General features: G+C 56.5%; 20 protein-coding genes and 4 pseudogenes. 5 read left to right on the top strand and 19 right to left on the bottom strand.

Going from position 1 to position 23,168, the window contains the following annotated elements; translation table 11 throughout:
- Window positions 1-447, top strand: a complete 447-nt coding sequence (locus IQ22_RS08610) for a type IV pilin protein (protein WP_145140756.1) — start codon at window positions 1-3, stop codon at window positions 445-447.
- Window positions 448-461: 14 nt separating this feature from the next.
- On the opposite strand, the gene IQ22_RS08605 is transcribed toward IQ22_RS08610, so the two are convergent.
- The 16 genes and pseudogenes from IQ22_RS08605 to osmE all read right to left on the bottom strand — a co-directional run bounded on the left by IQ22_RS08605 (window position 462) and on the right by osmE (window position 15,961).
- Window positions 462-1,523, bottom strand: coding sequence for a protein-glutamate methylesterase/protein-glutamine glutaminase (locus IQ22_RS08605; protein WP_145140755.1), 1,062 nt, complete (start codon window positions 1,521-1,523; stop codon window positions 462-464).
- Window positions 1,520-2,041 carry a chemotaxis protein CheD gene (locus IQ22_RS08600; protein WP_145140754.1) on the bottom strand — a complete coding sequence of 174 codons (522 nt, stop codon included), beginning with the start codon at window positions 2,039-2,041 and terminating at the stop codon, window positions 1,520-1,522. The genes IQ22_RS08605 and IQ22_RS08600 overlap by 4 nt, the downstream gene beginning before the upstream one ends.
- Entirely contained in the window at window positions 2,034-2,840 is an 807-nt protein-coding gene (locus IQ22_RS08595) for a CheR family methyltransferase (protein ID WP_145140753.1), read from the bottom strand. The genes IQ22_RS08600 and IQ22_RS08595 overlap by 8 nt, the downstream gene beginning before the upstream one ends.
- 15 nt (window positions 2,841-2,855) lie before the next feature.
- Window positions 2,856-3,359 (bottom strand): chemotaxis protein CheW, encoded by a 504-nt coding sequence (locus IQ22_RS08590; RefSeq protein WP_145140752.1) that lies wholly within the window; start codon window positions 3,357-3,359, stop codon window positions 2,856-2,858.
- A gap of 5 nt (window positions 3,360-3,364) precedes the next feature.
- Window positions 3,365-5,017, bottom strand: coding sequence for a methyl-accepting chemotaxis protein (locus IQ22_RS08585; protein ID WP_145140751.1), 1,653 nt, complete (start codon window positions 5,015-5,017; stop codon window positions 3,365-3,367).
- An 18-nt stretch (window positions 5,018-5,035) separates the two neighbouring features.
- The gene (locus IQ22_RS08580; RefSeq protein ID WP_145140750.1) at window positions 5,036-5,590 is read right to left on the bottom strand and encodes a chemotaxis protein CheW; all 555 of its coding nucleotides are present in this window, start codon (window positions 5,588-5,590) and stop codon (window positions 5,036-5,038) included.
- Between the two features lie 3 nt (window positions 5,591-5,593).
- Window positions 5,594-6,601: pseudogene (locus IQ22_RS24080) on the bottom strand (methyl-accepting chemotaxis protein); the annotation flags it as partial.
- A gap of 189 nt (window positions 6,602-6,790) precedes the next feature.
- Window positions 6,791-7,771, bottom strand: a pseudogene (locus tag IQ22_RS24075) (MCP four helix bundle domain-containing protein); the annotation flags it as partial.
- Window positions 7,772-8,021: 250 nt separating this feature from the next.
- Window positions 8,022-8,967, bottom strand: a pseudogene (locus IQ22_RS23550) (methyl-accepting chemotaxis protein); the annotation flags it as partial.
- Between the two features lie 99 nt (window positions 8,968-9,066).
- Window positions 9,067-10,275, bottom strand: a pseudogene (locus IQ22_RS23545) (MCP four helix bundle domain-containing protein); the annotation flags it as partial.
- A 32-nt stretch (window positions 10,276-10,307) separates the two neighbouring features.
- Entirely contained in the window at window positions 10,308-12,494 is a 2,187-nt protein-coding gene (locus IQ22_RS08565; protein ID WP_145140747.1) for a chemotaxis protein CheA, read from the bottom strand.
- 10 nt (window positions 12,495-12,504) lie between these two features.
- Complete coding sequence (locus IQ22_RS08560; RefSeq protein ID WP_145140746.1) at window positions 12,505-12,822, bottom strand: STAS domain-containing protein; 318 nt, start codon at window positions 12,820-12,822, stop codon at window positions 12,505-12,507.
- Between the two features lie 23 nt (window positions 12,823-12,845).
- Window positions 12,846-13,217, bottom strand: coding sequence for a response regulator (locus IQ22_RS08555; RefSeq protein ID WP_145140745.1), 372 nt, complete (start codon window positions 13,215-13,217; stop codon window positions 12,846-12,848).
- Window positions 13,218-13,240: 23 nt separating this feature from the next.
- Complete coding sequence (locus IQ22_RS08550; RefSeq protein ID WP_425298851.1) at window positions 13,241-14,239, bottom strand: methyl-accepting chemotaxis protein; 999 nt, start codon at window positions 14,237-14,239, stop codon at window positions 13,241-13,243.
- Between the two features lie 586 nt (window positions 14,240-14,825).
- Window positions 14,826-15,566, bottom strand: coding sequence for a Mut7-C RNAse domain-containing protein (locus IQ22_RS08545; protein ID WP_145140743.1), 741 nt, complete (start codon window positions 15,564-15,566; stop codon window positions 14,826-14,828).
- A 62-nt stretch (window positions 15,567-15,628) separates the two neighbouring features.
- Window positions 15,629-15,961 carry an osmotically-inducible lipoprotein OsmE gene (gene osmE / locus IQ22_RS08540; RefSeq protein ID WP_145140742.1) on the bottom strand — a complete coding sequence of 111 codons (333 nt, stop codon included), beginning with the start codon at window positions 15,959-15,961 and terminating at the stop codon, window positions 15,629-15,631.
- A gap of 166 nt (window positions 15,962-16,127) precedes the next feature.
- Here osmE and IQ22_RS08535 point away from each other — a divergent pair, with 166 nt between their 5' ends.
- The 3 genes from IQ22_RS08535 (at window position 16,128) to IQ22_RS08525 (ending at window position 18,913) form a co-directional block, all read left to right on the top strand.
- Window positions 16,128-17,012, top strand: coding sequence for an esterase/lipase family protein (locus tag IQ22_RS08535; RefSeq protein ID WP_145140741.1), 885 nt, complete (start codon window positions 16,128-16,130; stop codon window positions 17,010-17,012).
- 321 nt (window positions 17,013-17,333) lie between these two features.
- Window positions 17,334-18,551 (top strand): N-acetylmuramoyl-L-alanine amidase, encoded by a 1,218-nt coding sequence (locus tag IQ22_RS08530; protein WP_145140740.1) that lies wholly within the window; start codon window positions 17,334-17,336, stop codon window positions 18,549-18,551.
- Window positions 18,552-18,646: 95 nt separating this feature from the next.
- Complete coding sequence (locus IQ22_RS08525; RefSeq protein ID WP_145140739.1) at window positions 18,647-18,913, top strand: PAAR domain-containing protein; 267 nt, start codon at window positions 18,647-18,649, stop codon at window positions 18,911-18,913.
- Window positions 18,914-18,943: 30 nt separating this feature from the next.
- Here IQ22_RS08525 and IQ22_RS08520 read toward each other — a convergent pair whose 3' ends face one another.
- Both IQ22_RS08520 and IQ22_RS08515 read right to left on the bottom strand, forming a co-directional pair.
- Window positions 18,944-19,399, bottom strand: coding sequence for a GyrI-like domain-containing protein (locus tag IQ22_RS08520; RefSeq protein ID WP_145140738.1), 456 nt, complete (start codon window positions 19,397-19,399; stop codon window positions 18,944-18,946).
- Window positions 19,400-19,485: 86 nt separating this feature from the next.
- Window positions 19,486-20,751, bottom strand: coding sequence for an Hsp70 family protein (locus IQ22_RS08515; protein WP_145141170.1), 1,266 nt, complete (start codon window positions 20,749-20,751; stop codon window positions 19,486-19,488).
- Window positions 20,752-20,938: 187 nt separating this feature from the next.
- Here IQ22_RS08515 and IQ22_RS08510 point away from each other — a divergent pair, with 187 nt between their 5' ends.
- Window positions 20,939-21,844: an AEC family transporter gene (locus tag IQ22_RS08510; RefSeq protein WP_145140737.1), complete on the top strand. Its 906-nt coding sequence runs from the start codon at window positions 20,939-20,941 to the stop codon at window positions 21,842-21,844.
- 38 nt (window positions 21,845-21,882) lie between these two features.
- Here the strand turns inward: IQ22_RS08510 and IQ22_RS08505 are convergent, their stop codons facing one another.
- Window positions 21,883-23,076 carry a class I SAM-dependent rRNA methyltransferase gene (locus IQ22_RS08505; protein WP_145140736.1) on the bottom strand — a complete coding sequence of 398 codons (1,194 nt, stop codon included), beginning with the start codon at window positions 23,074-23,076 and terminating at the stop codon, window positions 21,883-21,885.
- Window positions 23,077-23,168: the final 92 nt, after the last annotated feature.

Raw genomic sequence — 23,168 nt, 5'->3', positions numbered from 1 at the left:
ATGCACAAGCGAACCCAAGGTTTTACACTCATCGAGGTGATGATCACGGTCGTGATCATCGCTATCCTGGCGGCAGTGGCGATTCCCAGTTATGGCCGTTACGTTATCCGGGCGCACCGTAGCGAGGGGCAGGCGCTGCTCACCGAGGCGGCAGCGCGGTTGGAGCGGTATTACGCACAGAACTATGCGTACACCAGCACGGCGGCAGACTTGGCCATGCGTAATACGAGCAATGGCACGGTCAGTAGCGACAACGGTTATTACACTCTGTCTATCACAGTTAATACCGATACCAGCAGCGATTACTCCAGTTACGGCCCTTATCTACTGACCGCCACGGCAGCCGGTACGCAAGCCAAGGACACCGAATGCGGTAACCTGACGTTGAGCGCTCAAGGCGCCAAGGGGGCTACCGGCACTGGGGCGGCAGCCGACTGCTGGCGTTAACCGCTGGCCGATTTCTATCGGTTCAGGCCCAGAATTGCCGCAGGAATCTGATCCAGCGGCAATTCGCGCTCAACGGCACCGAGCTTAAAGGCTTCCTTGGGCATACCGTAGACAATGCAGCTCTGTTCGTCCTGGCCCAAGGTCCGGGCACCGGCGTCGCGCATTTCCTTAAGCCCGCGGGCACCATCATCGCCCATGCCGGTCATGATAATGCCCAGGGCATTCTTGCCGGCACAGCGGGCAGTGGAGCGGAACAACACGTCCACTGAAGGGCAATGTCGGCTCACCGGAGGGCCTTCGACAATCTCGACCTGATACTGGGCGCCGTTACGTTTGAGCAACATGTGACGGCCACCCGGCGCGATCAGGGCGCGTCCTGGAATCACCCGGTCGCCGTGCTGGGCTTCGCGCACCTCGATCTGGCAGAGGTTATTCAAACGCTCCGCGAAGGCGGCGGTAAAACGCTCGGGCATGTGCTGGACGATGACGATACCGGGGCAGACGCGAGGTAGGGCGGTAAGAACATGCTCAAGTGCCTGGGTGCCACCGGTAGAGGTGCCAATGCTGACCACGGTATCAGTGGTACGCGCCATGGCCTGGCCAGGCGGCAGAATGACATCCGCGTTGAACTTGGGTTGTACGCTGGCTGCCGGTGCCGAGGCGATACGGCGGGGTCGGGAACGAGCGGCGGCCTTAACAGCTGAAATCAACTCCTGACTGCTTTCAACCAGGAACTGCTTTAGTCCCACCTGGGGTTTGGTAACAAAGCTGACCGCCCCTGCCGAAAGTGCCTGCATGGTCGTGGCAGCACCTTTTTCAGTCAGGGTCGAGCAGATCACCACGGGAGTAGGGCGCTCGGACATGAGTTTCTTGAGAAAGGTAATGCCGTCCATGCGAGGCATTTCAACATCCAGAACAATGACATCCGGCCACTGCTTGTTCATTTTTTCCATGGCGAAAAGCGGATCGGCCGCGACGCCAAGGACTTCAATGGCCGGATCGGCGGCCAGCGTGGTAGACAGGACTTGCCGTACCACGGCGGAGTCGTCGACGATCAGAACTTTAATGGTGTTCATGTACGCTCTCTTGGCCTTAACACAGGCAACGCAGGCGGTGATTGTTCGAGCCTGACCTGCCCATCCCAAATGGAAAAGAAAAGTCGACGATGGCCGAGGCCTTCTACATGGCTGGCACTGCAGACAAGTCCGTGGGCTTGAAGCAGGCGTTTAGCTGCCTTGACGTTCTGCAGACCAATGTGATCTTTCTCGTTTCGGGCGATCCCGGGAAACATGTTGCCCCCGCCAAAAATGCGCAAGGTGAACTCCGAGGGGTGAGCACCGACGTTCTGGATGGATTGAAGCAACAGGGCCAGCGCCTCGTCGCCATAATGTCCATCAAGTTGGCTGCGGGTAAGCGGCGCCTTGCTACGGGTAGGCAGCAGGAAATGGCACATACCACCCAACAGGCGATGAGGATGCCAGAACACCAGGGCCACGCAGGAGCCGAGCAGCGTATGGATACGCGTGTCGGCGCCGCCAAAATGCAGCTCGCCTGGTCTCAGGTAAACCTCTTTAACCGTCCCCGGCTCACGCATAAGGCTTCTGGTAAATGGAGGGCTTGACCATTTTCAGCGCATCGGTAACGCCGTTGAGGCTCTCCGAGTGACTGATCATGAAATAGCCGCCTGGCCGTAGATGGCTGACCAGGCGCTGCATGACCTGACGCTTGGTGTCGTTATCGAAATAAATCATTACGTTGCGCAGAAAAATTACGTCGAACTGGCCAACATCCGGAAGAGTGGTGTTGAGGTTGATCTGCCGAAACGTGATACGCGATGCCAGGTCCGGGCCTACCAGAAATGTCCCGGTATTCTGGCTGATTCCCTTGAAGCAATATTTATGCAGCATCGCCTTTGGAATGCCTTCGGCGTCGTCCAGGGGGTACTGGCCGCGGCGGGCCTTTTCCAGCACCCGGGTGCTGATATCTGACGCCAGTATTTCCCAGGGGCGCATGCCCAATGTGTCGGCAAGAACGAGCGCCAGCGTATACGGCTCTTCGCCCGTCGAGCAGGCGCCACTCCAGATTCGGAGCGAAGCGCGGTCACGTAATTCTGGCAGGGCGACCGTTTGCAGGAACTCGAAGTGCTTGGGCTCGCGGAAAAAATAGGTCTCGTTGGTTGTGAGCAGATCCACAGCCGCCTGAAACTCGGCCCGGTCACGCATCAACACGTCGAAATAGGCGCTATAGCTCGGCAGGCCCTGTTGGCGAACCCGCTTGGCCAGCCGTCCGCTGACCAAGGGTTTCTTCGCTTCGGACATACTGATGCCCGCGACCTCGTAGATGAGGCCGCGAAACTTCTTGAACTCGCTATCGGAAAGGGCGAGGTTGTCCATGGTTACCGTCCGGGATCAGGCTTGGGTCGCTAAGTAACGAACATCCTCAGCATTGAGGACCTGATCGATGTTCAGCAGAATCACGAAACCGTTATCCCGCTTGGCCATTCCGAGGATGAAATCGGTGCGGATGTGCGTGCCGAAGCGGGGCGTAGGCTCGATAGCCTCCTGAGCGATCTCCAGAACTTCGTTAACGGCATCCACGATAATGCCGAAAACCTGCTGGCGGCCTTCAACACTCAGCTCCAGCATTACAATGCAGCTGCGGCGACTGGCTTCGGTGGGTACGCCAGAGAAGCGTACGCCCAAGTCAAGCACTGGCACAGCAGCCCCGCGCAAGTTGATCACGCCGCGGATACTGCGAGGCATCATGGGCATGGTCGTAACCGGCCCATATTCGATGATTTCCCGCACGCAGGTTGTGCTTACTGCAAACATCTCGTTGTTCAACGAGAAGGTCAGGTATTGCCGTGGCGGTTGGGCCGCCACGGTGACTCGGTTAGCACTATGAACACTCATGGCGATTAGTCCTTGAAGCGAACGAAGCCGGCTGGCACACCGGCCAGTTGCCCCGAGGCCGGGTTGAAATCACGCTTAGGAGCGGATTTGCGAGCCGGTGCGGCAGCCGGTGGCTGACTACGTGGAGCCTCTGAGTGAGTAGCGCCAACGCTATTGCTGAGCGTGAAGAATTCCATGAGCTGTTGCAGCTGTTCGGCCTGGCCGCTCATTTCTTCTGATGTGGCGGCCAGCTCTTCCGAGGCGGAAGCATTCTGCTGGGTGATCTGGCTCAACTGGCTCATGGCGGTGTTGATCTGGCCAACCCCTGACGTTTGCTCTTCCGAGGCTGCCGCGATTTCCTGAACCAGGTCCGAGGTCTTGCCAATGGAGGGCACGATTTCGTCGAGCAGACCGCCGGCACGCTCGGCAAGAGCCACGCTGGTTTTGGCCACTTCACCGATTTCCTGGGCGGCAACCTGGCTGCGCTCGGCCAGCTTACGTACTTCGGCAGCCACGACGGCAAAGCCCTTGCCATGCTCACCGGCGCGTGCCGCTTCGATGGCCGCGTTCAGCGCCAGCAGGTTGGTCTGGTAGGCGATGTCATCCACGATGCCAATCTTGTCAGCAATAGTCTTCATTGCCGACACCGTATCCTTCACGGCTTTGCCACCTTCGGCAGCTTCCTTGGCAGCCTTGCTGGCCATGCCATCGGTGACTTTGGCATTTTCGGTATTCTGCGCGATGGACGCAGACATCTGCTCCATGGAGGCGCTGGTTTCTTCAACCGATGCCGCCTGCTCGGACGAAGCCTGACTCATGCTTTGTGCCGTCGCAGAGACCTGCTCGGACGCGCTGGACAGGGCATCGGCTGAGCCGCGTACCTCACTGATGATATGGGCCAACTTGTCGGTCATGCCCTTGATAGCGGCCAACATGCTGGTGGTATCACCGGCCTTGGTCTCTACGTTAACGCTAAGATCACCTGCGGCAATACGGCTGACCACCGCGGCCGCATAGGACGGCTCGCCACCCAACTGCTTGATCAGGCTGCGGGCAATGATGAAGCCCAGGATCGTGGCGATTACAACGGCTGCGATCCCAATAGAGATCATGAGCAGGCGAGCGGACTCAAACGATTGAGTGGCCTGGACGCCTGCCTCATCCATTTCATCGCTCATGTACTGATTGAGCGCTGTAAGGGTGTCAACAAAGGCATTATTGGTTGGAGTGAACTCATCCAGTAAGTAATGTACGGCTTGATCTCTATCTGACTCGGCCAGTTTAAAGAATTGCGCATATTTACTCTGAAGTGCGTCGCGAGCAGCCATGGCGGCTTTGACAAGCTTGATACCTTCTTCGGAGTGAACGCTTTTTTCGAGCTGGCTGATGATTTCAGAATTCGAGCTGCGGTATTCATTGACCCGATCAATGTATTCAGAGCGCTTGCTCACATCGTCATTAAGCAAAATATTGCGCAGCAAGCGACCGTTACTCAATGTGTTTTGAATAAGGTCATTACTCATTTCCGTCTTTGGGAAACGATCCAGGGACATGGTGTCCGCTGATTTTTTCATAGACCCCATGTTGACTATGCCGACAAGGATCACGATGACGAGCAGGGCGACGACGGCGCCAAAACCTAAGGCAAGTTTGGCCGTAACACGCATGTCTTTAAACATGGCTATGACTCCGAAAGATTACAACGAGCGCTGCGGGAGCGCTGTGCGCGCGCTACCGAAGGCCATAGCGGTTTCTGGAACATTGACGAGCCCGGCGATCTCGCTGATCGACAGCACTTGGCTGACGTTCAGCAGGACTACGAACGCGTCGTTGATTTTGGTGATGCCCTGGATGAAGTCCGTGCGGATCCGGCTGCCAAACGCCGGAGAAGGACGGACATCCTCCAAGGGTATTTCAAGCACTTCGCTGACCGCGTCCACTACGATGCCCAGGACCTGGGATTGATCATCATCCGTAACTTCGAGAATGACGATGCAGGTACGCGGCGTAACAACCGTGCCGGTACCTCCAAAGCGTGCTTCCAGGTCAATCACGGGCACAACCGCACCACGCAGGTTGATCACGCCACAGATGAAGGAGGGCATCAGCGGGACCACCGTGAGGTGGCCGTACTCGATGATCTCCCGCACGCAAAGGGTATCTACGGCAAAGATTTCGCCTTTGACAACAAAGGTCAGGTGCTGGCGCTCGGCTTCGCCTGCGTTCAAGGCAGTGGTTAGTTCAGTGTTCATGGCTTATTCCTCGAACCGGACAAATCCTGCCGGCGACGAACCTGTACGCAGTGGACGTGACGCCGCGACCCGCTCTTTGCTGTGGCTTTGTTTGTTAAAGCCCGGCACGACTTGATCAATGGCACGTTGCAGGTCGGCGCTTGCACGGCTGGCTGAGAAGAAACTCATCAGTTGCTGCAGCTTTTCGGCCTGGCTACTCATTTCTTCGGCCGTTGCCGCCAATTCTTCAGAGGCTGAAGCATTTTGTTGCGTAATCTGGTTGAGCTGCCCCATGGCCGAGTTGATCTGGCCCACGCCTGAACTCTGCTCTTCCGATGCAGCAGCGATTTCCTGAACCAGGTCAGACGTTTTGGTAATAGAAGGAACGATCTGGTCTAGCAACGTGCCTGCGCGCTCAGCCAAGGCAACGCTGCCCTTGGCTACGTTGCCAATTTCCTGGGCGGCAACCTGGCTGCGCTCGGCCAGCTTTCGTACCTCGGCAGCCACAACGGCAAAGCCCTTACCATGCTCACCGGCCCGTGCTGCTTCGATGGCTGCGTTCAGCGCCAGCAGATTGGTCTGGTAGGCAATGTCGTCCACGATACCAATCTTGTCGGCAATGCTTTGCATGGCCGTAGTGGTTTCGCGCACAGCCTGACCGCCTTCAACAGCTTCCTTGGCAGCCTTGCTGGCCATGCCGTCGGTCACCTTGGCATTTTCGGTGTTCTGTGCGATTGAGGAAGACATCTGTTCCATGGAAGAGCTGGTTTCTTCAACCGAAGCTGCCTGTTCGGAGGAGGCCTGGCTCATGCTCTGAGCGGTAGCCGAAATTTCTTCCGAGGCACTGGCCAGCGCATCAGCCGAATCGCGGACATCAGCAATGATCTGGGACAGTTTGTTTACGGTGCTGTTGACGGAGTTTTTGAGTTCCTGCAACTGACCATGGTAATCACCCTCGATTGTGCGACTCAGGTCGCCTTTGGAGATGGCGCCCATAACATCTATGGCTTCGCTCACTGGGGCCACGATGGCATCCAGGGTGCCATTGATACCCTCGACAATACGGCGGAAGTCACCTTGATGCTGAGTAGCGTCGGCACGGCTATTAAGTTGACCGGCCATGGCTGCCTGGCTGAGCTGCTGGGTATCGCTAATAAGTGCCTTGATGTTGGCACGTACCTGCTCGATATTGTCATTAATGAACGCTTTTTTGCCCGGCAGGCGAGCTAGCGGGGCGTCCAGGTTACCTTCACCAAAACCTTTCACGCAGGCCATGGCGCTGCGCTGGTCGCCAATATGGCCTTTGACCATGTCGTTGACGCCTTGAGCCATGGAGCGGTAATTACCTTCAAACCGTTCAGCCGGAATGAAAGTATCGGTTTCGCCCTTGTCGTGCTCAGTGGACATACGATTCATTTCGGTGAGCAGGCCACGTAGCGTTTCTACCATGCGGTTCATGGCGGCCATCAAGCTGGTGGTGTCACCCGCCTTGAGCACGATGTCATCCGGCAGGTCGCCGGCGGCCACGCGATTGGCCATAATCACGACCTGGGCGGGCTCCCCGCCTAGTTGGCGGAGCAGGTTACGGGTGACAAAGAAACCAATAAGTCCTATGGCGGTTAGGGTGGCCAGTGCAATCAGAATGGAGATAAGCGTGGCAGCCCCTTTCATGGCTGCTGCTGTCTTCTCGCCTTCCTGACCTAGTTCTTCATTGAACGTGATGTGGGCGCTAAGTACCTGACTTACGTTTTCAAGAATATGAAGACTCGCCAGCATCGCTGCCTTGGCTTCTTCCGTAAGATTTTGGCGGGACAAAAGCAATACCTTGTTTTCCAACTCACTCAAGCCTTTGAGTGCTTCACGATCATTGGCAAGCAGTACGCGGTCCTGGTCGTTTGAAAGAAGCGTTTCGTAGCGCTTCAAGCCTTGCTCAAGGTCTTCGTGAATAGACTTAAGTGTCTGTTCAACCTGAGCCATTTGAGCTGACTCGGTGCTCAGGATGTGAAGGTAAATATTCTTGATGGCGCTATCGACGCTTTGGTTAACCGCATTGATAGCCAAGAGACTAGGCACAGTATTGTCGTTGCCATAGTTGGCTGCTTCGAATACACGATTGATTTGGTACTGAGCGGTTCCTGCAAGCAGTGCTACACCGAGCAAGGCAGAGAGCACCAGAAGCAGCATTTTCTTGGTAACAGTCATGATCAGCCTCACAGGTAAGCCCTTTGGCAAACCTGAGTCAAAAAAGTCTAGGGTTAGTAGGGAGCCTGGTTGAAAACAGGCTCCCGTTACGATCGTCAGTTCTGGAAGCGAACGAAGCCGTCTGGTAGCACGCCCGACGCTGTTGCAGCGTGCGGGTAGGCTTGGGGCTTGACGCGTACCTGCTCGGTAAGCGGACGAGCATGATCCAGGGCACGCTGAAGATCAGTTACTGCTGAATGGCTGCTGTTATTGAAAAAGCTCATCAAGCGCTGCAACTGCTCAGCTTGGCTACTCATTTCTTCGGCCGTTGCCGCCAATTCTTCAGAGGCTGAAGCATTTTGTTGCGTAATCTGGCTGAGTTGGCCCATGGCTGAGTTGATCTGGCTGACACCTGAACTCTGCTCTTCCGAAGCCGCTGCGATTTCCTGCACCAGATCGGATGTTCTGCCAATGGACGGAACGATCTCGTCCAGCAGCGTACCCGCACGTTCGGCCAGATCTACGCTGCCTTTAGCGACGTTGCCAATCTCTTGGGCAGCAATCTGGCTACGTTCGGCCAGCTTGCGTACTTCGGCAGCCACCACGGCAAAGCCCTTGCCATGCTCACCGGCCCGTGCCGCTTCGATGGCCGCGTTCAGTGCCAGCAGGTTGGTCTGGTAGGCGATGTCATCCACGATGCCGATCTTGTCGGCAATGGTTTTCATCGCAGCTACGGTGTCCTTTACCGCTTTACCACCTTCGGCGGCTTCCTTGGCGGCCTTGCTTGCCATGCCATCGGTCACCTTGGCGTTCTCGGTATTTTGGGTAATGGACGCAGACATCTGCTCCATGGAGGCACTGGTTTCTTCAACCGAGGCTGCCTGCTCGGTAGAGGCCTGACTCATGCACTGGGCGGTAGCGGAGATCTCTTCCGAAGCGCTGGCCAAGGCATCGGCTGAATCACGAACATCTTTGATAACCTGGTTTAGCCTGTTGACAGTGCTATTAATAGACTCTTTAAGCTCAAGCAGCTGACCCTGGTAGTTGCCTTGTACCGTGCGGCTCAGGTCACCTTGGGCGAGACCAGACATAACGCTCATGGCCTCGTTAACGGGGCTTACAATCGCATCAAGCGTCCCGTTGATACCTTCGACGATACGGCGGAAATCACCCTTATGCTGGCTGGCATCGGCACGTGTGGCCAGCTGACCAACCATGGCCGCACTGCTCAATGTGTTGGCATCACTTACCAGGCGCTGGATATTGGTGCGCACTTGTTCAATGTTGTCATTGATCACTGCTTTTTTGCCGGGGAAGCGCTCAAGTGGGGAGGACAAGTCGCCTTCACCAAACGCTTTTACACACGCCATGGCCTTGCGCTGAACCTCAAGGTGTCCATCGACCATGGTATTGATCCCTTCAGCAAGGGCCCGGTAAGAACCGTTGAAGCGTTTAGCTTCTATGAAAACATCGATATCGCCTTTGTCATGCGCGTGCGACATGTGCTGCATGTCTTCGATCAGTTGCATGATGTTGGCGCGGACCTGTTCGATATTGTCGTTGATGAACACCTTCTTGCCAGGGAAACGCTCCAGGGGGGCATCAAGATTGCCTTCGCCAAACGCTTTCACACAGGCCATGGCTTTCTGCTGAACGTCAAGGTGGCTACCAACCATGGTATTCACGCCTTGGGCCATGGTGCGGTAACTGCCCTCGAATTTTTCGGCTGGAATGAAGACTTCGATGTCACCCTTGTCGTGCTCTTTCGACATGTGATTCATTTCGTCGAGCAAACTGCGCAACGTGCCGACCATGCGTTTCATGGCTGCCATCAGACTGGTTGTGTCGTTTGCCTTGACCACGATGTCCTCAGGCAGATCGCCTAGCGCAACGCGATTGGCTACAGCCACAACCTGTTGCAGATTGCGAATGATGAAGAAGCCGATCAGGCTGATCGCGACCAGCGTGACCAAGGCGATAACGATGGACATGATGGTTGCGTTGGTCTTGATGACTTCGGCTTCATGGGCGCTTTGCTCACCGAGGCGCTGGTTGAACAAGCGGTGGTTGTTCAGGGCGTCGGAAAGTTTGATGAATACAGGCCGGTTGGCCATCAGCATCTCTCGCGCTTCATCCATATGCCCCTGTTGGGACAATAGAAGAAGCTTGTTTTGCAACGTTTCCAGTGCCGTAATCGCCTCATAGTCCTGCTCAAGCAAACGACGGTCCTCGTCGTTATTGAGAAGCTTCTCGTATTGTTTTAGTGCGTCCTTGATGCTGTTTTGCAAGTCGCTTACTTCTTGAGCCAACTGACCTTTCTCAACGGGGTCGTTGCTTTGTAGGTGGAGAAACGTGGCTCTGACCGACTTGTTGGTCGGATCGTTGATAGCGGCGATGGCGAGCAGGCTGGGAACGGAGTTGACGTTACCAAAGTTAGCCGCTTCGAACACACGACTGATCTGGTACTGCGCAGCACCTGCCAAAACCAGGATACCCAGCAGTGCCGACACGACCAGTAGCACCATTTTTCTTGTTTCGTTCATGATGATCGTCTCAATCAGGAAAGGGTGGGTATGGCAGCACTGCTGAGCGCAGGCTGTCGTTGTGCGATGGCGCTAATCATGCCTGGCACACTTAGGATCAATGCCACAGAGCCGCTGCCCAGGATGGTGAATCCACCTAGCGCGCGGTTGTTGTCGAAAATCTTGCCAAGGGGCTTGATCACTGTCTGGAACTCGCCCATCAGTTGATCCACGACCAATCCGGCGCGGTTACCGGCATAGTTCACGACCACTACGTTCTCCCGCCGTGGGGGCTCGTCATCAATAGCGAACAGCTCGCGCAGACGTACGAAGGGCAGGGCGTCGCCTCGTAGATCAAGATAATCGCTACGGCTCTGGCGGGCGGCAGATGACTGGTCCGAAGTCAGTTCGATACATTCCTCAACCATGTCCAACGGTACAACATAGCTGGCCTTGCCAACGCCGATCAGGAAGCCGTCGATAATCGCTAGGGTCAGGGGCAGACGAATGCGGGTGGTCGTACCGACGCCTTCCACGCTGTCCAGCTCAACACTGCCGCGCAAGGCCGTGATGTTCTTTTTCACCACGTCCATGCCGACGCCACGGCCAGACAGGCTGCTGACCTGATCTGCCGTGGAGAAACCCGGCTCGAAGATCAGATTGAAGATTTCTTTGTCGGTCAGGTTCTGCCCGTCATTGACCAGGCCGCGTTCGATGGCCTTGCGCAGGATGCGGTCCCTGTTCAGGCCACCGCCGTCGTCCGACACTTCAATCACAATGCTGCTGGATTCGTGATAGGCATTCAGACGCACCGTGCCCTGGACGGGCTTGCCGCGCTCCAGACGCACCGCCGCCGGCTCGATGCCATGGTCCATGGAGTTGCGTACGAGGTGCGTTAGCGGATCGCCAATTTTCTCGACGACGGTCTTATCCAGTTCGGTTTCGCCGCCGGTGATTTCCAGAACGATGTCTTTGCCAATCTCCTTGGAGACATCGCGCACCACACGCTGGAAGCGGTTGAAGGTGGTGCCGATCTGCACCATACGCAGTGTTAGAGCGGAGTCACGAACTTCCTCGACCAGCCGCGACAGCACGCCGGTAGATTCCACCAGTTCAGCCATGCCGCTCTGCTGGGCGATCAGTTGTGTACCGGCGCCTGCAATAATCAGCTCGCCGATGAGGTTGATCAGCTGGTCGAGCTTGTTTGCATCAACGCGAATCAGGTTGCCTTCGGCGCTGCGGCTTTCCTTGACCTGCTTTTGCTTTTGCAGGGCGGCATTGATCACGGGAGGCTGTACGGCCTGCTCATTGATCAGGATCTGGCCAATGGGTTCGGACGGTGATTCCGGCTCGGCTTGCTTGCGTAACGCATCATCCAGTTCGGCTTGAGTCAGTGTGCCGCAGCGCACCAGCATTTCACCCAGGCGCAGGTCTTCCTCGGGAAGTTCATTGATCAGCTGGATGTAATCAACGGTCTTGCTATCAGGCGGCAGGATACGAATCAGGCTGTCCTCGCGGACAAACTCGAATGCGCCTTCGATAGTTTCCTTGCTTGCAGTGGTCTCGAACGCCAGCTCGAAACCAAGATAATTGGTCTCCGGGTCCATGTCGGCAGCGGCCGGTACGTGTTCGGTCAGGGTAACGATATGGACGATACGGCCAAAGGTATTGAGGTAGCGCAGGAAGGCTAGGGGATCCATGCCGTTGCGCAGTACGTCCGGGCCGAAACGCAAGGACAGATGCCAGTGCTCACTAGGCGCTTCGCCCGGCTCGCGAGCTACCACTGCATCGGTCTCGTCAGCAGTCGATGGGGCAATCAGCGGAAAAGCGAAATACTGGCTGAGGCTGGCAACCAGCGACATGCCTTGCTCCTGGGCTGCCGTATCCAGATCATCCAGCGAAAGACCCGCCGCGATGTGCGAGACCAATCCATTCAGATGATCGCAGACCTTGAGAAACAGGGCCGCCAAGACATCATCGAAAGCCAGTTCACCACTACGGATACGATCCAGTACGCTTTCCGCTACATGGGTAAAGCTGACAATAGTGTCCAAGCCAAACAGGCCGGCAGAGCCTTTGATGGTGTGTGCCGCCCGAAAGATCGCGTTGATCAGGTCCGGGTCCTGCGGGTTCTGCTCGATCTGCAGCAGGGCATCCTCCATTTGCTGGAGGAGTTCCTGGCTTTCGGCAATAAAAATCTTCAGTACGTCATCAATGTTCATGGCGTGACCTTCAGGCGCTGTGCGGCTGGATAAGAAGCGGGTCGCCGAAAAAGCTGGCTAGGCCGCTCAGCTCAAGCAGCTCGACTACGGCCGGGCTGTGGTTACACAAGCTCAGGCGGCAGTCCAGGCGGGCAGCTTCACGCTTCGCCAGGATGAGCAATTGCAGGCCGGCGGAGTCGAATTCATCTACCCCGGCGAGGTCGAACTCGACCTCCTGGCCAGCCTGGAGCGGCTCAAGCAGCTTGGGCTTGCTGTCGGCAGCGGTATAAATGGTTAGCGGGCCGTCCAGGGCCACACGATGACACGATTGGGCAACGGCTTCGGACATGATGACGTACTCGTCTGCGCGGGTTACGGCAGAATCAGTTTGGATACGGCGGCCAGCATTTGGGCAGGTTGGAAGGGCTTGACGACCCAAGCCTTTGCACCTGCCGCTTGGCCGGCAGCTTTCTTGTCGGCGCCTGATTCCGTGGTGAGCATGATGACCGGCGTAAACTTGTAGGCCGGTAGCTTTTTAGCAGCCGTCACAAACGCGATACCATCCATGTTGGGCATGTTCACGTCACTGATGATCAGGTGAATCTTGCGGCCGTCGAGCTTGGTCAGCGCATCTTTGCCGTCGCAGCCCTCGATCACGTCATAGCCGGCGCCTTTTAGCGCCATGCCGACGACCTGCCGAATGGAAAGGGAGTCGTCGACGATAAGGATGGTTTTCTTGCTCATGATGGCCTCGAAAAGGTTGATGCTTAGAAGAAAGTGATTTCAGCCGACGCGGCAGCTGCCGGTGCCTTGCCCTGATGCACGGCAAGCTGCTCGACCATGGTATAGGTCTTGGCCAGTTCATCGAGCCAGGCACGGGTATCGATTGGAGGCAAATATTCGCCCTGGGCGGCCTTTGCACGTCGAGTAATCAGGTGCTGTTCCAGCTTGCTCAGGTCGTCGCGCACATGGCACAGCATCTGGCTGACCCGATCCTGGAATTGCAGCGCGACCAGTACATCGCCGATCTCGGCACCTACGGTCTCGCTCTGCTGACGCAGGTTGTCGCTTTGCTGCAGCAGGTGCGTGGCGCTGGCATTGAACTGGGTAATAACCTGCTCGATGACCTGGCCGGAGGTCTCCAGCGTCTGGGCGTCACGGCGGGCATATTCTTCCGAGGCTTCAAGGGTACGGAGAATGGCGGCGTTGACGGTCGCTACCGTCTCGCCAATCTTGTTTCCGGTATCGCCGGACAAGGTGGACAGTTTGCGTACTTCGTCGGCAACTACGGCAAAACCACGGCCAGCCTCGCCCGCGCGTGCCGCCTCGATGGCAGCGTTGAGTGCGAGCAGGTTGGTCTGTTTGGCAACGTCCGCTACATCCTTGGCCATAGCCTGTAGTTGGCCGGTAAAGTTGTGTAGTTGCGTGATTTCCTGCTGCAGCACTTCCTTGCTTGAAAGCGCTTCACGCAGGGCGGCCACAATAGCGTTGAGTTCTTTCTGGCTAGTAGACAACAGGTTGATTAAGTCCTGTCCGCTGCCATCCTGTGAACCTTCGACCGTTGCATGAATATGGCTGGCCAATTCGGCGAAACGTCCAGTCAGCTGAATAATGGCTTCTTCCGTGTGGCTGCGTGCCGCCTCGATCTGTTGAGCCCAGACCGGCAGTACCTCGATGCATACCTCGTCCAGCCCGCTTTGAGCGGCCTGGGTGCGCTCCTGCTCATCTATCGCCTTGGTTTGCAGCGTATGGGTATGGGCCAGCATGTCTTGTAGCGCGTGATGGCGATACCGGCTCCAGACAGCCAGTCCTGCGGCTGCAATGAGCAGAATCAGCGCCAGGCTCCAGCTAAGACGTGAACCACCGCCCACCCACAGAATGCCGGCTGCGGCTGGAATCATGCCGAGCACAATAGCGGACAGGGTAACAACGGCGTGCGATGATGTTGGAGGACTCGATAAAGCGGTCGAGTGCAAATTCTGAACGTTAGGCATCAAGTCACCACAGCGATAGAAATACGTGAAATCCGTATGTGCCTATCTATCGAACAACTTTCGGAAAACTTGATGACATTGGTCGAAAAAAACTATCACAAGCGGCAGTGGACAAGATTTTGACTAATTACCGCTGATGTTCAGTCTTTTGACGAGTGAGTTAGACAAGTAAGGAAAGTACTGGATTAGCGACGTAAAACAGCCTCCCATTCTGCTTAGTGAGACGTAGTGAGCCTCGAAACGGCTAACAGGAATGAGCTGTATAAATCGGTGTTTTTGTAAGGCAGGTAATGGCATTCAGTAGGCCATTTCACGTCTTAGGCAATAAGGTTTACTGCTATCCCGCCTAGCGCTATCACTACGACGGAGGTAGCAAGGCGTCCAATTGGCTACGTAAACTGGCCCAGTGCGTGCCCTCCCAGTAGACCCGTTCGCAGCCGGTGCACTGGAGAAAGCGCTCATGTTGCTCTTGTACCTTGGGCGGCAGACGATGCAGGACGGCAAGTTTATCGACAGGGTACAGGCGGCCATTGCAGACCAGGCAGCGACTGAACGGCTCGACATGGGTAGCCAGTTCATAGCGCTCAAACACCTCCTGTAACTGACGCTCGGGTTTGTTCGAGCGGATATAGCAGGCATGAACGATGACGCTACGTTTGAGCAGCTCGCGGTCGCGCGTTAACGCAATACGCTGTTCGGTTTCGCAGTAGCGAGCAATCTCGTCGTCTGAAATGTTGGGGTAGTACAGTGTGTCGAAACCGGCCAGGCGAAGTAAACGTGCCAAGGCGCCCATGTGCGCGTCGGCTACAAAATGCAGTACGGCGGGCGGTGGGCGCAGGCGAGCGTTTTCGCCTAATGCCAAGCCATGAAACGCCGGATAAACCGCCACGCGATCGTTGGGCTGAATCGGGTGGTCAAATCCAACCGGCTTGTCATTAACCAGAATCAGGTCGACCTCTGTGTGGGGCGCACCCAATGCCTCAATCATATGCTTGACCGTAGACTGCTCGGCGAACGGCGCGCTAAACGTGCATTGACGCCGAGCAGACGGAAGAAAGCGATTCAGGCCGGCATAAAAGCGGAATGTAGCAACATTCATGAGCTCATCGATCTGGTCGTACCCTGGCGGTACGACCAAAAAAGAAGTGAGACGACAGTCAATCAGTAATGATCGGCGCTTTCGCAGGTTTCGAAGCCCTTGGCGTCGACCCGGCCGGCGCTGTCGAAACCAATGGAATACACCTGTTCCTGACCTTCACGGCTCAACACGTAATTATTGCAAGAGCCCGGCTTGACCTTGCGGGTGTACTGACTGGACGGCGTACCACCCAGCGTCAGGACCTGCTCTTTGGTCATTCCCATCTTCACGTCGCGTACCAGGGGCTGCTCGCGGTATTCGACGCGATCCTTGGCCATATCGACCTTGTCCTTCACGGTACTACAACCGGCCGCAGTGGCCAGTAGTGCAACAATGAGCAGTGACTTTTTAAACATGGGACTCTCCTGGGTGTTCTTCCTGTGTAAGGCTTGGACGGTGAGCTTGCTCATAAATTCACCCAAAGCGTGATGTTCAGCGGAACCCAATAGGAGGAGGAGGCGTACCCTAATGTCCTGAGTCAGACGTTCGATCGAGAAAGAACACGTTTTCAAGAGGAATGGCATGACCGATTTACCTTCGCTGACGCGCTACCCCCTGGTACTGGTTCATGGCCTGCTGGGGTTCGTGCGGATTGCCGGTTATCCGTACTGGTATGGCATTACCGGGGCTCTAGAAGCAGCGGGCGCACAGGTCTATCCGGTGCGCCTGTCTGGGGCGCAAGCCAACGAGGTCCTGGGCGAGCAGCTGTTACAGGAAATCGAACGCATCTGTACGCTCAGCGGCGCCGAACGGGTCAACCTGATCGGTCATAGCCAGGGCGCCTTATCGGCACGCTATGCTGCCGCGGTTTGCCCCGAGCGGGTAGCTTCGGTCACCTCCGTTGCTGGTCCTAATCATGGTTCCGAGCTGGCCGACATACTTCAATACTCCATGCGCACCAGTAGCCTGCGGGCTCAACTGGCCGTTGAATATGTCCAGTGCATGGCTAAGTTCATGGCTTTTCTCGATCGCAGCAATCGGTGTCCGCAAAACGCTCTGGCAAGCCAGGAGGCGCTTACCACAGCCGGAATGGCAGTGTTCAACAGCAAGTATCCACAGGGATTGCCGTCTACCTGGGGCGGAATGGGGGATGCTGAAGTGAATGGGGTGCGCTACTACTCCTGGTCCGGCATTATCGACGGTCACTTCTCGGGCCGTGGTGCCAATCGTCTCGACCCTACTCATAGCATCTGCCTGCGGTTCTCTCAGGCCTTTACTCGGGAGGCCGAACAGAACGACGGTTTTGTTGGGCGTTTCAGTTCCCATCTGGGTACTGTGATTCGCTCCGACTATCCGCTCGACCACCTCGATATCATCAATCAGCTGGCCGGTGTAGTAGGGCATGGCACGGACCCGGTCGGCCTGTATGTCAACCATGCTCTTCGCTTGAAAGAGGCAGGTCTGTAAGTTTGCCTTTGGCTTCAGGACGGATACTGACCTGTCGGCTTTTTACCAAGCCTCGGCTGTTTTTCGTATCCAAGCGTGTCGAGCACCAGGACATTTTGTACTGGCCTCTCTCCTAGAGCCCGTAGAACAGGCTTCAACGGCAGGTTTTTCCCCTTTGCTACCTACTGTCGGCTTATAGTCGTTGCTATAGATGACATTAAAAAAAGCACCTATCCTTCCGATTTAAAAGGAAGAAGTCTTGTCGATGCTAGTTGATTGCCTCGCCAAGCGAGCGCATGATCTGCATTGTTATATTATTTCTTTGCTATGTCAGAGGGATACATGAACCGTCGTCGCCTGCTCAATCTGCTCCTGGCCAGTCTGACGCTTCCCGTCGCTTTTCCTGTACTGGCGCTTCCTCAGCGGTTAACCAATGCGCGTGCCTGGCAGGATGCCGAAAAGCTTCGGTTGGTCCTCGATCTGAGTGGTCCGGTACGTTACAAGACCTTCCGGCTTTCTGCGCCGGACCGGATCATCATTGATCTGGCCAATACCCAATTGACAGGCTCGCTCAATGGCATAGTACTCAAGAACTCTCCGGTACGTTCCATTCGTAGTGCACCGTTTAACACGTCCGATACCCGGGTGGTTCTGGAGCTGGCCCAGCCGGTCAGCCTCGACAGCTTTTTGTTAGGGCCGGCCCAGAATGCCGGTCATCGCCTGGTGCTGGACCTCAAGCCTGCTCAAGTACCCAACGTGCCTACGTTGGTTGATGAGCCAGCCACAGTGCTGGCCTCTGCGCCGATGGTCAATCGGGCAGGCAAGGGCCGCGATATTATTGTTGTGGTAGACGCAGGTCACGGTGGCAAAGATCCAGGAGCCCTGAGCGCGCGTGGCGACCGGGAAAAAGATGTAGTGCTGGTCATCGCCCGGAACCTGGCAAAGATGATTAACCAGCAGAAAGGCTACAAGGCACGGCTGGTCCGCAATGATGATTTCTTTGTACCCCTGCGTAAGCGGGTCGAGATAGCGCGCAAGTACAACGCCGACATGTTTATCTCGGTACATGCTGACGCCGCCCCCCGCCGAACAGCTTCCGGTGCCTCGGTATATGCCCTGTCCGAAAATGGAGCGACGTCAACGACGGCCCGCTGGCTGGCCAACCGGGAAAACGATGCAGACCTGATCGGTGCCAATGAAATCCTGAAAAACAAAGACCCGGTGCTGGCCGGTGTTCTCCTCGACATGTCCATGAACGCTACTATCTCGTCGAGCCTGGATCTTGGCAGTCGGGTGCTTGAACATCTATCCAGCGTGACAGGATTGCACCTTAAGCGGGTGGAACAGGCCGGTTTTGCTGTGCTCAAGTCGCCGGATATTCCTTCGATCCTTGTCGAAACCGGCTTTATGTCCAATGATCGGGACAGTCAGCGGTTGCTCGATGCGCGTCATCAGCGCGCCTTGGCACAGTCGATCTTCAAAGGGGTGCATGCTTATTTCAGCGATCGTCCACCGACCGGGACTTACCTGTCCAGCCTGAAAGAACAGGAAGCTGGCTGATGAGACAGCGATCAGACTGAAGTGGAACCTGGTACGCCACTAAAACGGTTGATCGCGCTAAACTAGACGCTTTCATGTTCACAAGGAACGCGTACATGGCCTATCCCGCTGCTCGTCTCTCTGATACCAATGCCTGCCCGAAATCAGGTCATGGTTCAAATCCGGCCGTAACGGGCTCGCCGGATGTATTGATCAACGCCTTGCCTGCCTTGCGCCTCGGTGACTCCACCGCCTGTGGTGACACAGTTGCGACTGGCAGCGCGACGGTAATGGTCAACGGGCAGCCACTGGCCTATCTGGGCAGCGCTACTGAACATGGCGGTGTGATTGTCACCGGCTCGAGTGATGTTCTGATCGGTTAGCGACAGGAGCGCCTGATGCCAACAGGTGCTTTAAAAAATGGGAAGGTAGATGTCCACTATCGAGCGTTCGTCCTCCGGCCCGTTGAAGCGCTTATCGTAGTGCTCGAAGCTTATGGCTTTTTTAGGCTCTAGCCCACGTCCGGGCAGTATGCGTCCGTAGAGGTAGTCGTACGTGTCCGGGATATTGTCTGCCAGGCCAACATGGCTGAACTGCAGGTATTTTTGCGCAGGCACCTTGCAGCGAATCATGCCCTCCGGAGTGGCAGTGTCTTCGTCGACCTTGATCCCAGCTACATACCGCAAGACGGCGGGAGGAGGGCTGAGAATAAGGCCGAACCATTCATGCGGTGGCGTAGGTACAGAAAGAGCATCGGCACGCTGGAAGAAGGTGTGCCATAGCTCTGCGATGCTTCCGCCCTGGCCATCGGCAATGTATTCGAGTCCTATAACAGTAAAGGCAGGCAGTTCGACAATACTGAACGGCATGGTAGAGCTCCAGGTAAAGGCTTGAATGCAGTTGATGAATGCGGCTTGGCTGAGTTCAACGGAGAAGTGGCCAAGCCGCCATTCCGTTAACCGTAGCGCTTGAATGCTTCGATGGCGAGACCGCTGCCAATGCTGCCAAATTGGTCGCCCTCTGCTTTCATTGCTTGAGGCAGGAGCTGGTCGATACACTGGCGTAGGGCGGGAATACCACTAGAGCCACCTGTATAGAACACCGTGTCGATGTGTGCGGCGGTTACTCCGGCTGAAGCCAGCAGCTGATTAACGCCGCTCTGAATGCGATCCAGCAGCTGTCCGATGGACGCCTCGAATGCCTGGCGGGTCAATTCAGCGGCCAGACCGGATTCGATCCGATCCAGGTTGAGCGTTAGCTGCTTGGCCTCGGTGAGCGCGATCTTGCTGCTTTCTACCTGAATAGCCAACCAATGGCCGGCACGCTGTTCGATAAGCTTGAACAGGCGGTCCATACCCAAGGTGTCCTGAGCGTCATAGCGCATGTCACGCAAGGCGATCTGCGCCTTCTGTGCATAAACGCTGTTGATCGTATGCCAGGTTGCCAGGTTGATGTAGTGGCTGGTCGGCATGAGGGCCTGGCTTTTCATCAGGCTGCCATAACCAAACAGCGGCATCACACCATGTAGGCTGAGCTGCCGATCAAAGTCGGTTCCGCCGATATGCACGCCGCCGGTTGCCAGAATGTCGGTTTCTCGATCTGCTGCCTGACGACGTTCGGGGGAGAGCCGAACCAGCGAAAAGTCTGAGGTGCCCCCCCCAATGTCAACAATCAGGACCAGGGCTTCGCGATCCAGCGTGCGCTCGTAGTCGAAGGCTGCGGCAATCGGTTCGAACTGGAAGGACACGTCTTTGAACCCCAGTTTATGAGCCACCTGAATGAGCATATCTTGTGCTTCACGATCAGCGGCCTCGTCATCATCGACGAAATAAACCGGGCGACCCAGCACAACGCTCTCGAAAGGCCGGTCTGCCAAGGCCTCGGCGCGTGTTTTCAACGTACCAAGAAACAGCCCGAGTAGATCCTTGAAGGGCATGGAGCTGCCCAGCACGCTGGTCTCGCTCTTGAGCAGCTTGGAGCCCAGCAGGCTTTTGAGCGAGCGCATCAAACGCCCTTCATAGCCCTCCAGGTACTCATTTAGCGCTTGACGTCCATACGCCGGACGTCGCTCCTCGGTATTGAAAAAGACTACGGAGGGCAGTGTGGCCTTGCCGTCTTCGAGGGGAACCAAAATATCCGTATCGGGGCGTAGCCAGCCAACGGTCGAGTTGGAGGTGCCAAAGTCGATACCGCAGGCACGGGCAGGGTGAGCAAGAATCATGAGACGAGTCCAACCAAAACAGCCCCACAGTTTATCGTGCATGGGGCACGTCTGTCCGCCAGGTCAGACCAGAGACGTCACGCAGCGCTAAGCGTGCTTTCTGTGAAAAACGAGACGGGTCGAGAGCATCCGCCTATGCTTGCCTCTTTGGCGCATCTCGGGCGCGTGAGTCAAGGAGTAGAGACGCATGGTGGTTGTTCTGGCAATCCTGCCGATCTTCGGATTGATCGTATTGGGGTATGGATTGGGGAAGCGGCAGTGGCTGAGTCCGGAGTCCATGACTGGCCTCACGCAGCTGGCCTTTAAAATCTTTATGCCAGCAGTACTGTTTACCGGAATTGCCAAGGCGGACCTGCAGCATGGTTTGTCGCCAATGTTGCTATTGGGCTATTTTGGGCCGGTGTTGCTGGTCTTCCTGCTGGTTAATCTGGTGGTGCATAGGCGGTTGGGCACGCCGACGGCCATGGGGCTGACGGCCAGTTATTCCAACAATGTGCTGATCGGTATTCCGCTAGTCTCCAGCCTGCTAGGACCTGAAAACCTGGTCTACCTGTTTGCTGTTCTGGCCCTGCATAGCCTGACGCTATTTGCACTGCAAAGCTTTTATGTCGCCTTTGGTGGCCAGGAGCGGGTGAGTACACGGGAATTGCTGCTGAGCCTGGCCAATCCGCTCGTTATCGGACTCATGCTGGGCGCTGCGCTCAACATGTCAGGGCTAACCCTGCCGGCACCGCTCTGGCAACTGGCGACCTGGCTGGCCCAGGCTGGTCTTCCCTGTGCCCTGATTGTGCTGGGCGTGAACCTGTCGCGTTATCGGCTGCGGCCCAGTGCTGCTGTATGGGGGCTGACCGTTACCAAGCTGCTGGTGTTTCCCTTGATCGTCTGGAACCTGTGCGCCTGGCTGCCAGGGCTGAGCCCGGCGGCGCGTAGCGTGTTGATGCTGATGGCGGCCTGTCCGAGCGGGGTGAATGTGCTGGCTTTTGCCCGAACGCCCGAAGACAACCGCACCGTCAGTTCAGCGGTATTTCTCTCGACCATGCTGGCTGTGGTAACCGTTCCGTTATGGATGGCGCTGGTAGGGTTGGGCGAATAAAAAACCGCCCGGACAAGGCCGGGCGGTAGGGGAGAGCATCAGCTCGGCAGGAGCCGGCAGGTCAGGCTCTTGATGTAGCGGGTCTCAGGGATGGCAAGGTGCACGGGGTGATCCGGTCCTTGCCCTCCGCGCTCGAGTAGCTGGATATGGCGGTCCAGATGCCGTGCGCTGCTGAGCAGGATTTCCTGTAAATCATCTTCGGGTAGATGCATGGAGCAGGAAGCGCTGACTAGAATGCCGTCCTTGCTGAGAAGGCGCATGGCCTGCTCATTGAGACGACGGTAGGCACCTTCACCGTTTTTCAGATCTTTCTTACGCTTGATGAAGGCGGGCGGGTCGGCCACGATCACATCGAAACGCTCATCGGCGCTCTTGAGCTCTTTCAGGGCTTCGAACACGTCACCTTCGACGCACACCATTTTTTCAGCCACGCCGTTGAGTGCTGCGTTGCGCTCGACACCATCCAGCGCGAAACCTGATGCATCCACACACATCACTTCGCTCGCGCCAAACACGGCGGCCTGTACACCCCAACCGCCAATGTAGCTGAACAGGTCCAGTACGCGCTTGCCCTGAACATAGGGAGCCAAGCGAGCGCGGTTCATGCGGTGATCGTAGAACCAGCCGGTCTTCTGGCCTTCGACGATAGGCGCTTCGAATTTTACGCCGTTCTCTTCAAGTGCAGCCCATTCCGGCACGTCACCATAAGCGGATTCCACATACCGTGGCAGACCTTCGGCCTCGCGGGCACTAGAGTCGTTTTTCCACAGCACGGCGGCTGGCTTAAGCACCTGAAGCAGTGCCGCCAGGACGTCATCCTTGTGCCGCTCCATGGTGGCCGAGGCGAGCTGGGCGACGACGATATCGCCGAAACGGTCTACTACAAGACCCGGCAGCAGGTCAGAGTCACCATAGACCAGGCGGTAGAACGGCTTGTCGAATAGCCGCTCACGCAGACTTAGGGCGACCTTCAAACGATGCACGAGCAGGGACTTGTCCAGTACATGCTTGGTATCACGCGAGATCAAGCGTGCGCAGATCAGGTTATGAGGCGAGAGCGCAACGATGCCGAGTGGTTTGCCACCGGCCGCTTCGAGAACGGCCTGATCGCCAGGCTGGAAGGTAGTAAGGGGCGTGGCGGCGACGTCGATTTCGTTGCTGTATACCCAAAGATGTCCGGCGCGCAGACGGCGCTCGGCATTGGCTTTCAGTCGCAGGCTGGGCAAGGACATTCTATGGCTCCGGAAAAAAGGGACGAAGTATACCGATCTCGGCGGCGCGCCGCCTTCCTCTGGCCATGGATCGGCTGTTCCAGATAAATGAT

This window comes from Pseudomonas duriflava (assembly GCF_007830155.1).
Taxonomy (GTDB): Bacteria; Pseudomonadota; Gammaproteobacteria; order Pseudomonadales; family Pseudomonadaceae; genus Chryseomonas; species Chryseomonas duriflava.
The sequence above is the reverse complement of the archived record's forward strand: the minus strand, read 5'-3'. Positions and strand labels throughout refer to the sequence as shown.

Bases quoted from the DNA above. Each gene is read 5' to 3' on its own strand.
- IQ22_RS08610 (WP_145140756.1), top strand. From the start codon at position 1: ATGCACAAGCGAACCCAAGGTTTTACACTCATCGAGGTGATGATCACG.
- IQ22_RS08605 (WP_145140755.1), bottom strand. From the start codon at position 1,523: ATGAACACCATTAAAGTTCTGATCGTCGACGACTCCGCCGTGGTACGG.
- IQ22_RS08600 (WP_145140754.1), bottom strand. From the start codon at position 2,041: ATGCGTGAGCCGGGGACGGTTAAAGAGGTTTACCTGAGACCAGGCGAG.
- IQ22_RS08595 (WP_145140753.1), bottom strand. From the start codon at position 2,840: ATGGACAACCTCGCCCTTTCCGATAGCGAGTTCAAGAAGTTTCGCGGC.
- IQ22_RS08590 (WP_145140752.1), bottom strand. From the start codon at position 3,359: ATGAGTGTTCATAGTGCTAACCGAGTCACCGTGGCGGCCCAACCGCCA.
- IQ22_RS08585 (WP_145140751.1), bottom strand. From the start codon at position 5,017: ATGTTTAAAGACATGCGTGTTACGGCCAAACTTGCCTTAGGTTTTGGC.
- IQ22_RS08580 (WP_145140750.1), bottom strand. From the start codon at position 5,590: ATGAACACTGAACTAACCACTGCCTTGAACGCAGGCGAAGCCGAGCGC.
- IQ22_RS08565 (WP_145140747.1), bottom strand. From the start codon at position 12,494: ATGAACATTGATGACGTACTGAAGATTTTTATTGCCGAAAGCCAGGAA.
- IQ22_RS08560 (WP_145140746.1), bottom strand. From the start codon at position 12,822: ATGTCCGAAGCCGTTGCCCAATCGTGTCATCGTGTGGCCCTGGACGGC.
- IQ22_RS08555 (WP_145140745.1), bottom strand. From the start codon at position 13,217: ATGAGCAAGAAAACCATCCTTATCGTCGACGACTCCCTTTCCATTCGG.
- IQ22_RS08550 (WP_425298851.1), bottom strand. From the start codon at position 14,239: ATGCTGGCCCATACCCATACGCTGCAAACCAAGGCGATAGATGAGCAG.
- IQ22_RS08545 (WP_145140743.1), bottom strand. From the start codon at position 15,566: ATGAATGTTGCTACATTCCGCTTTTATGCCGGCCTGAATCGCTTTCTT.
- osmE (WP_145140742.1), bottom strand. From the start codon at position 15,961: ATGTTTAAAAAGTCACTGCTCATTGTTGCACTACTGGCCACTGCGGCC.
- IQ22_RS08535 (WP_145140741.1), top strand. From the start codon at position 16,128: ATGACCGATTTACCTTCGCTGACGCGCTACCCCCTGGTACTGGTTCAT.
- IQ22_RS08530 (WP_145140740.1), top strand. From the start codon at position 17,334: ATGAACCGTCGTCGCCTGCTCAATCTGCTCCTGGCCAGTCTGACGCTT.
- IQ22_RS08525 (WP_145140739.1), top strand. From the start codon at position 18,647: ATGGCCTATCCCGCTGCTCGTCTCTCTGATACCAATGCCTGCCCGAAA.
- IQ22_RS08520 (WP_145140738.1), bottom strand. From the start codon at position 19,399: ATGCCGTTCAGTATTGTCGAACTGCCTGCCTTTACTGTTATAGGACTC.
- IQ22_RS08515 (WP_145141170.1), bottom strand. From the start codon at position 20,751: ATGATTCTTGCTCACCCTGCCCGTGCCTGCGGTATCGACTTTGGCACC.
- IQ22_RS08510 (WP_145140737.1), top strand. From the start codon at position 20,939: ATGGTGGTTGTTCTGGCAATCCTGCCGATCTTCGGATTGATCGTATTG.
- IQ22_RS08505 (WP_145140736.1), bottom strand. From the start codon at position 23,076: ATGTCCTTGCCCAGCCTGCGACTGAAAGCCAATGCCGAGCGCCGTCTG.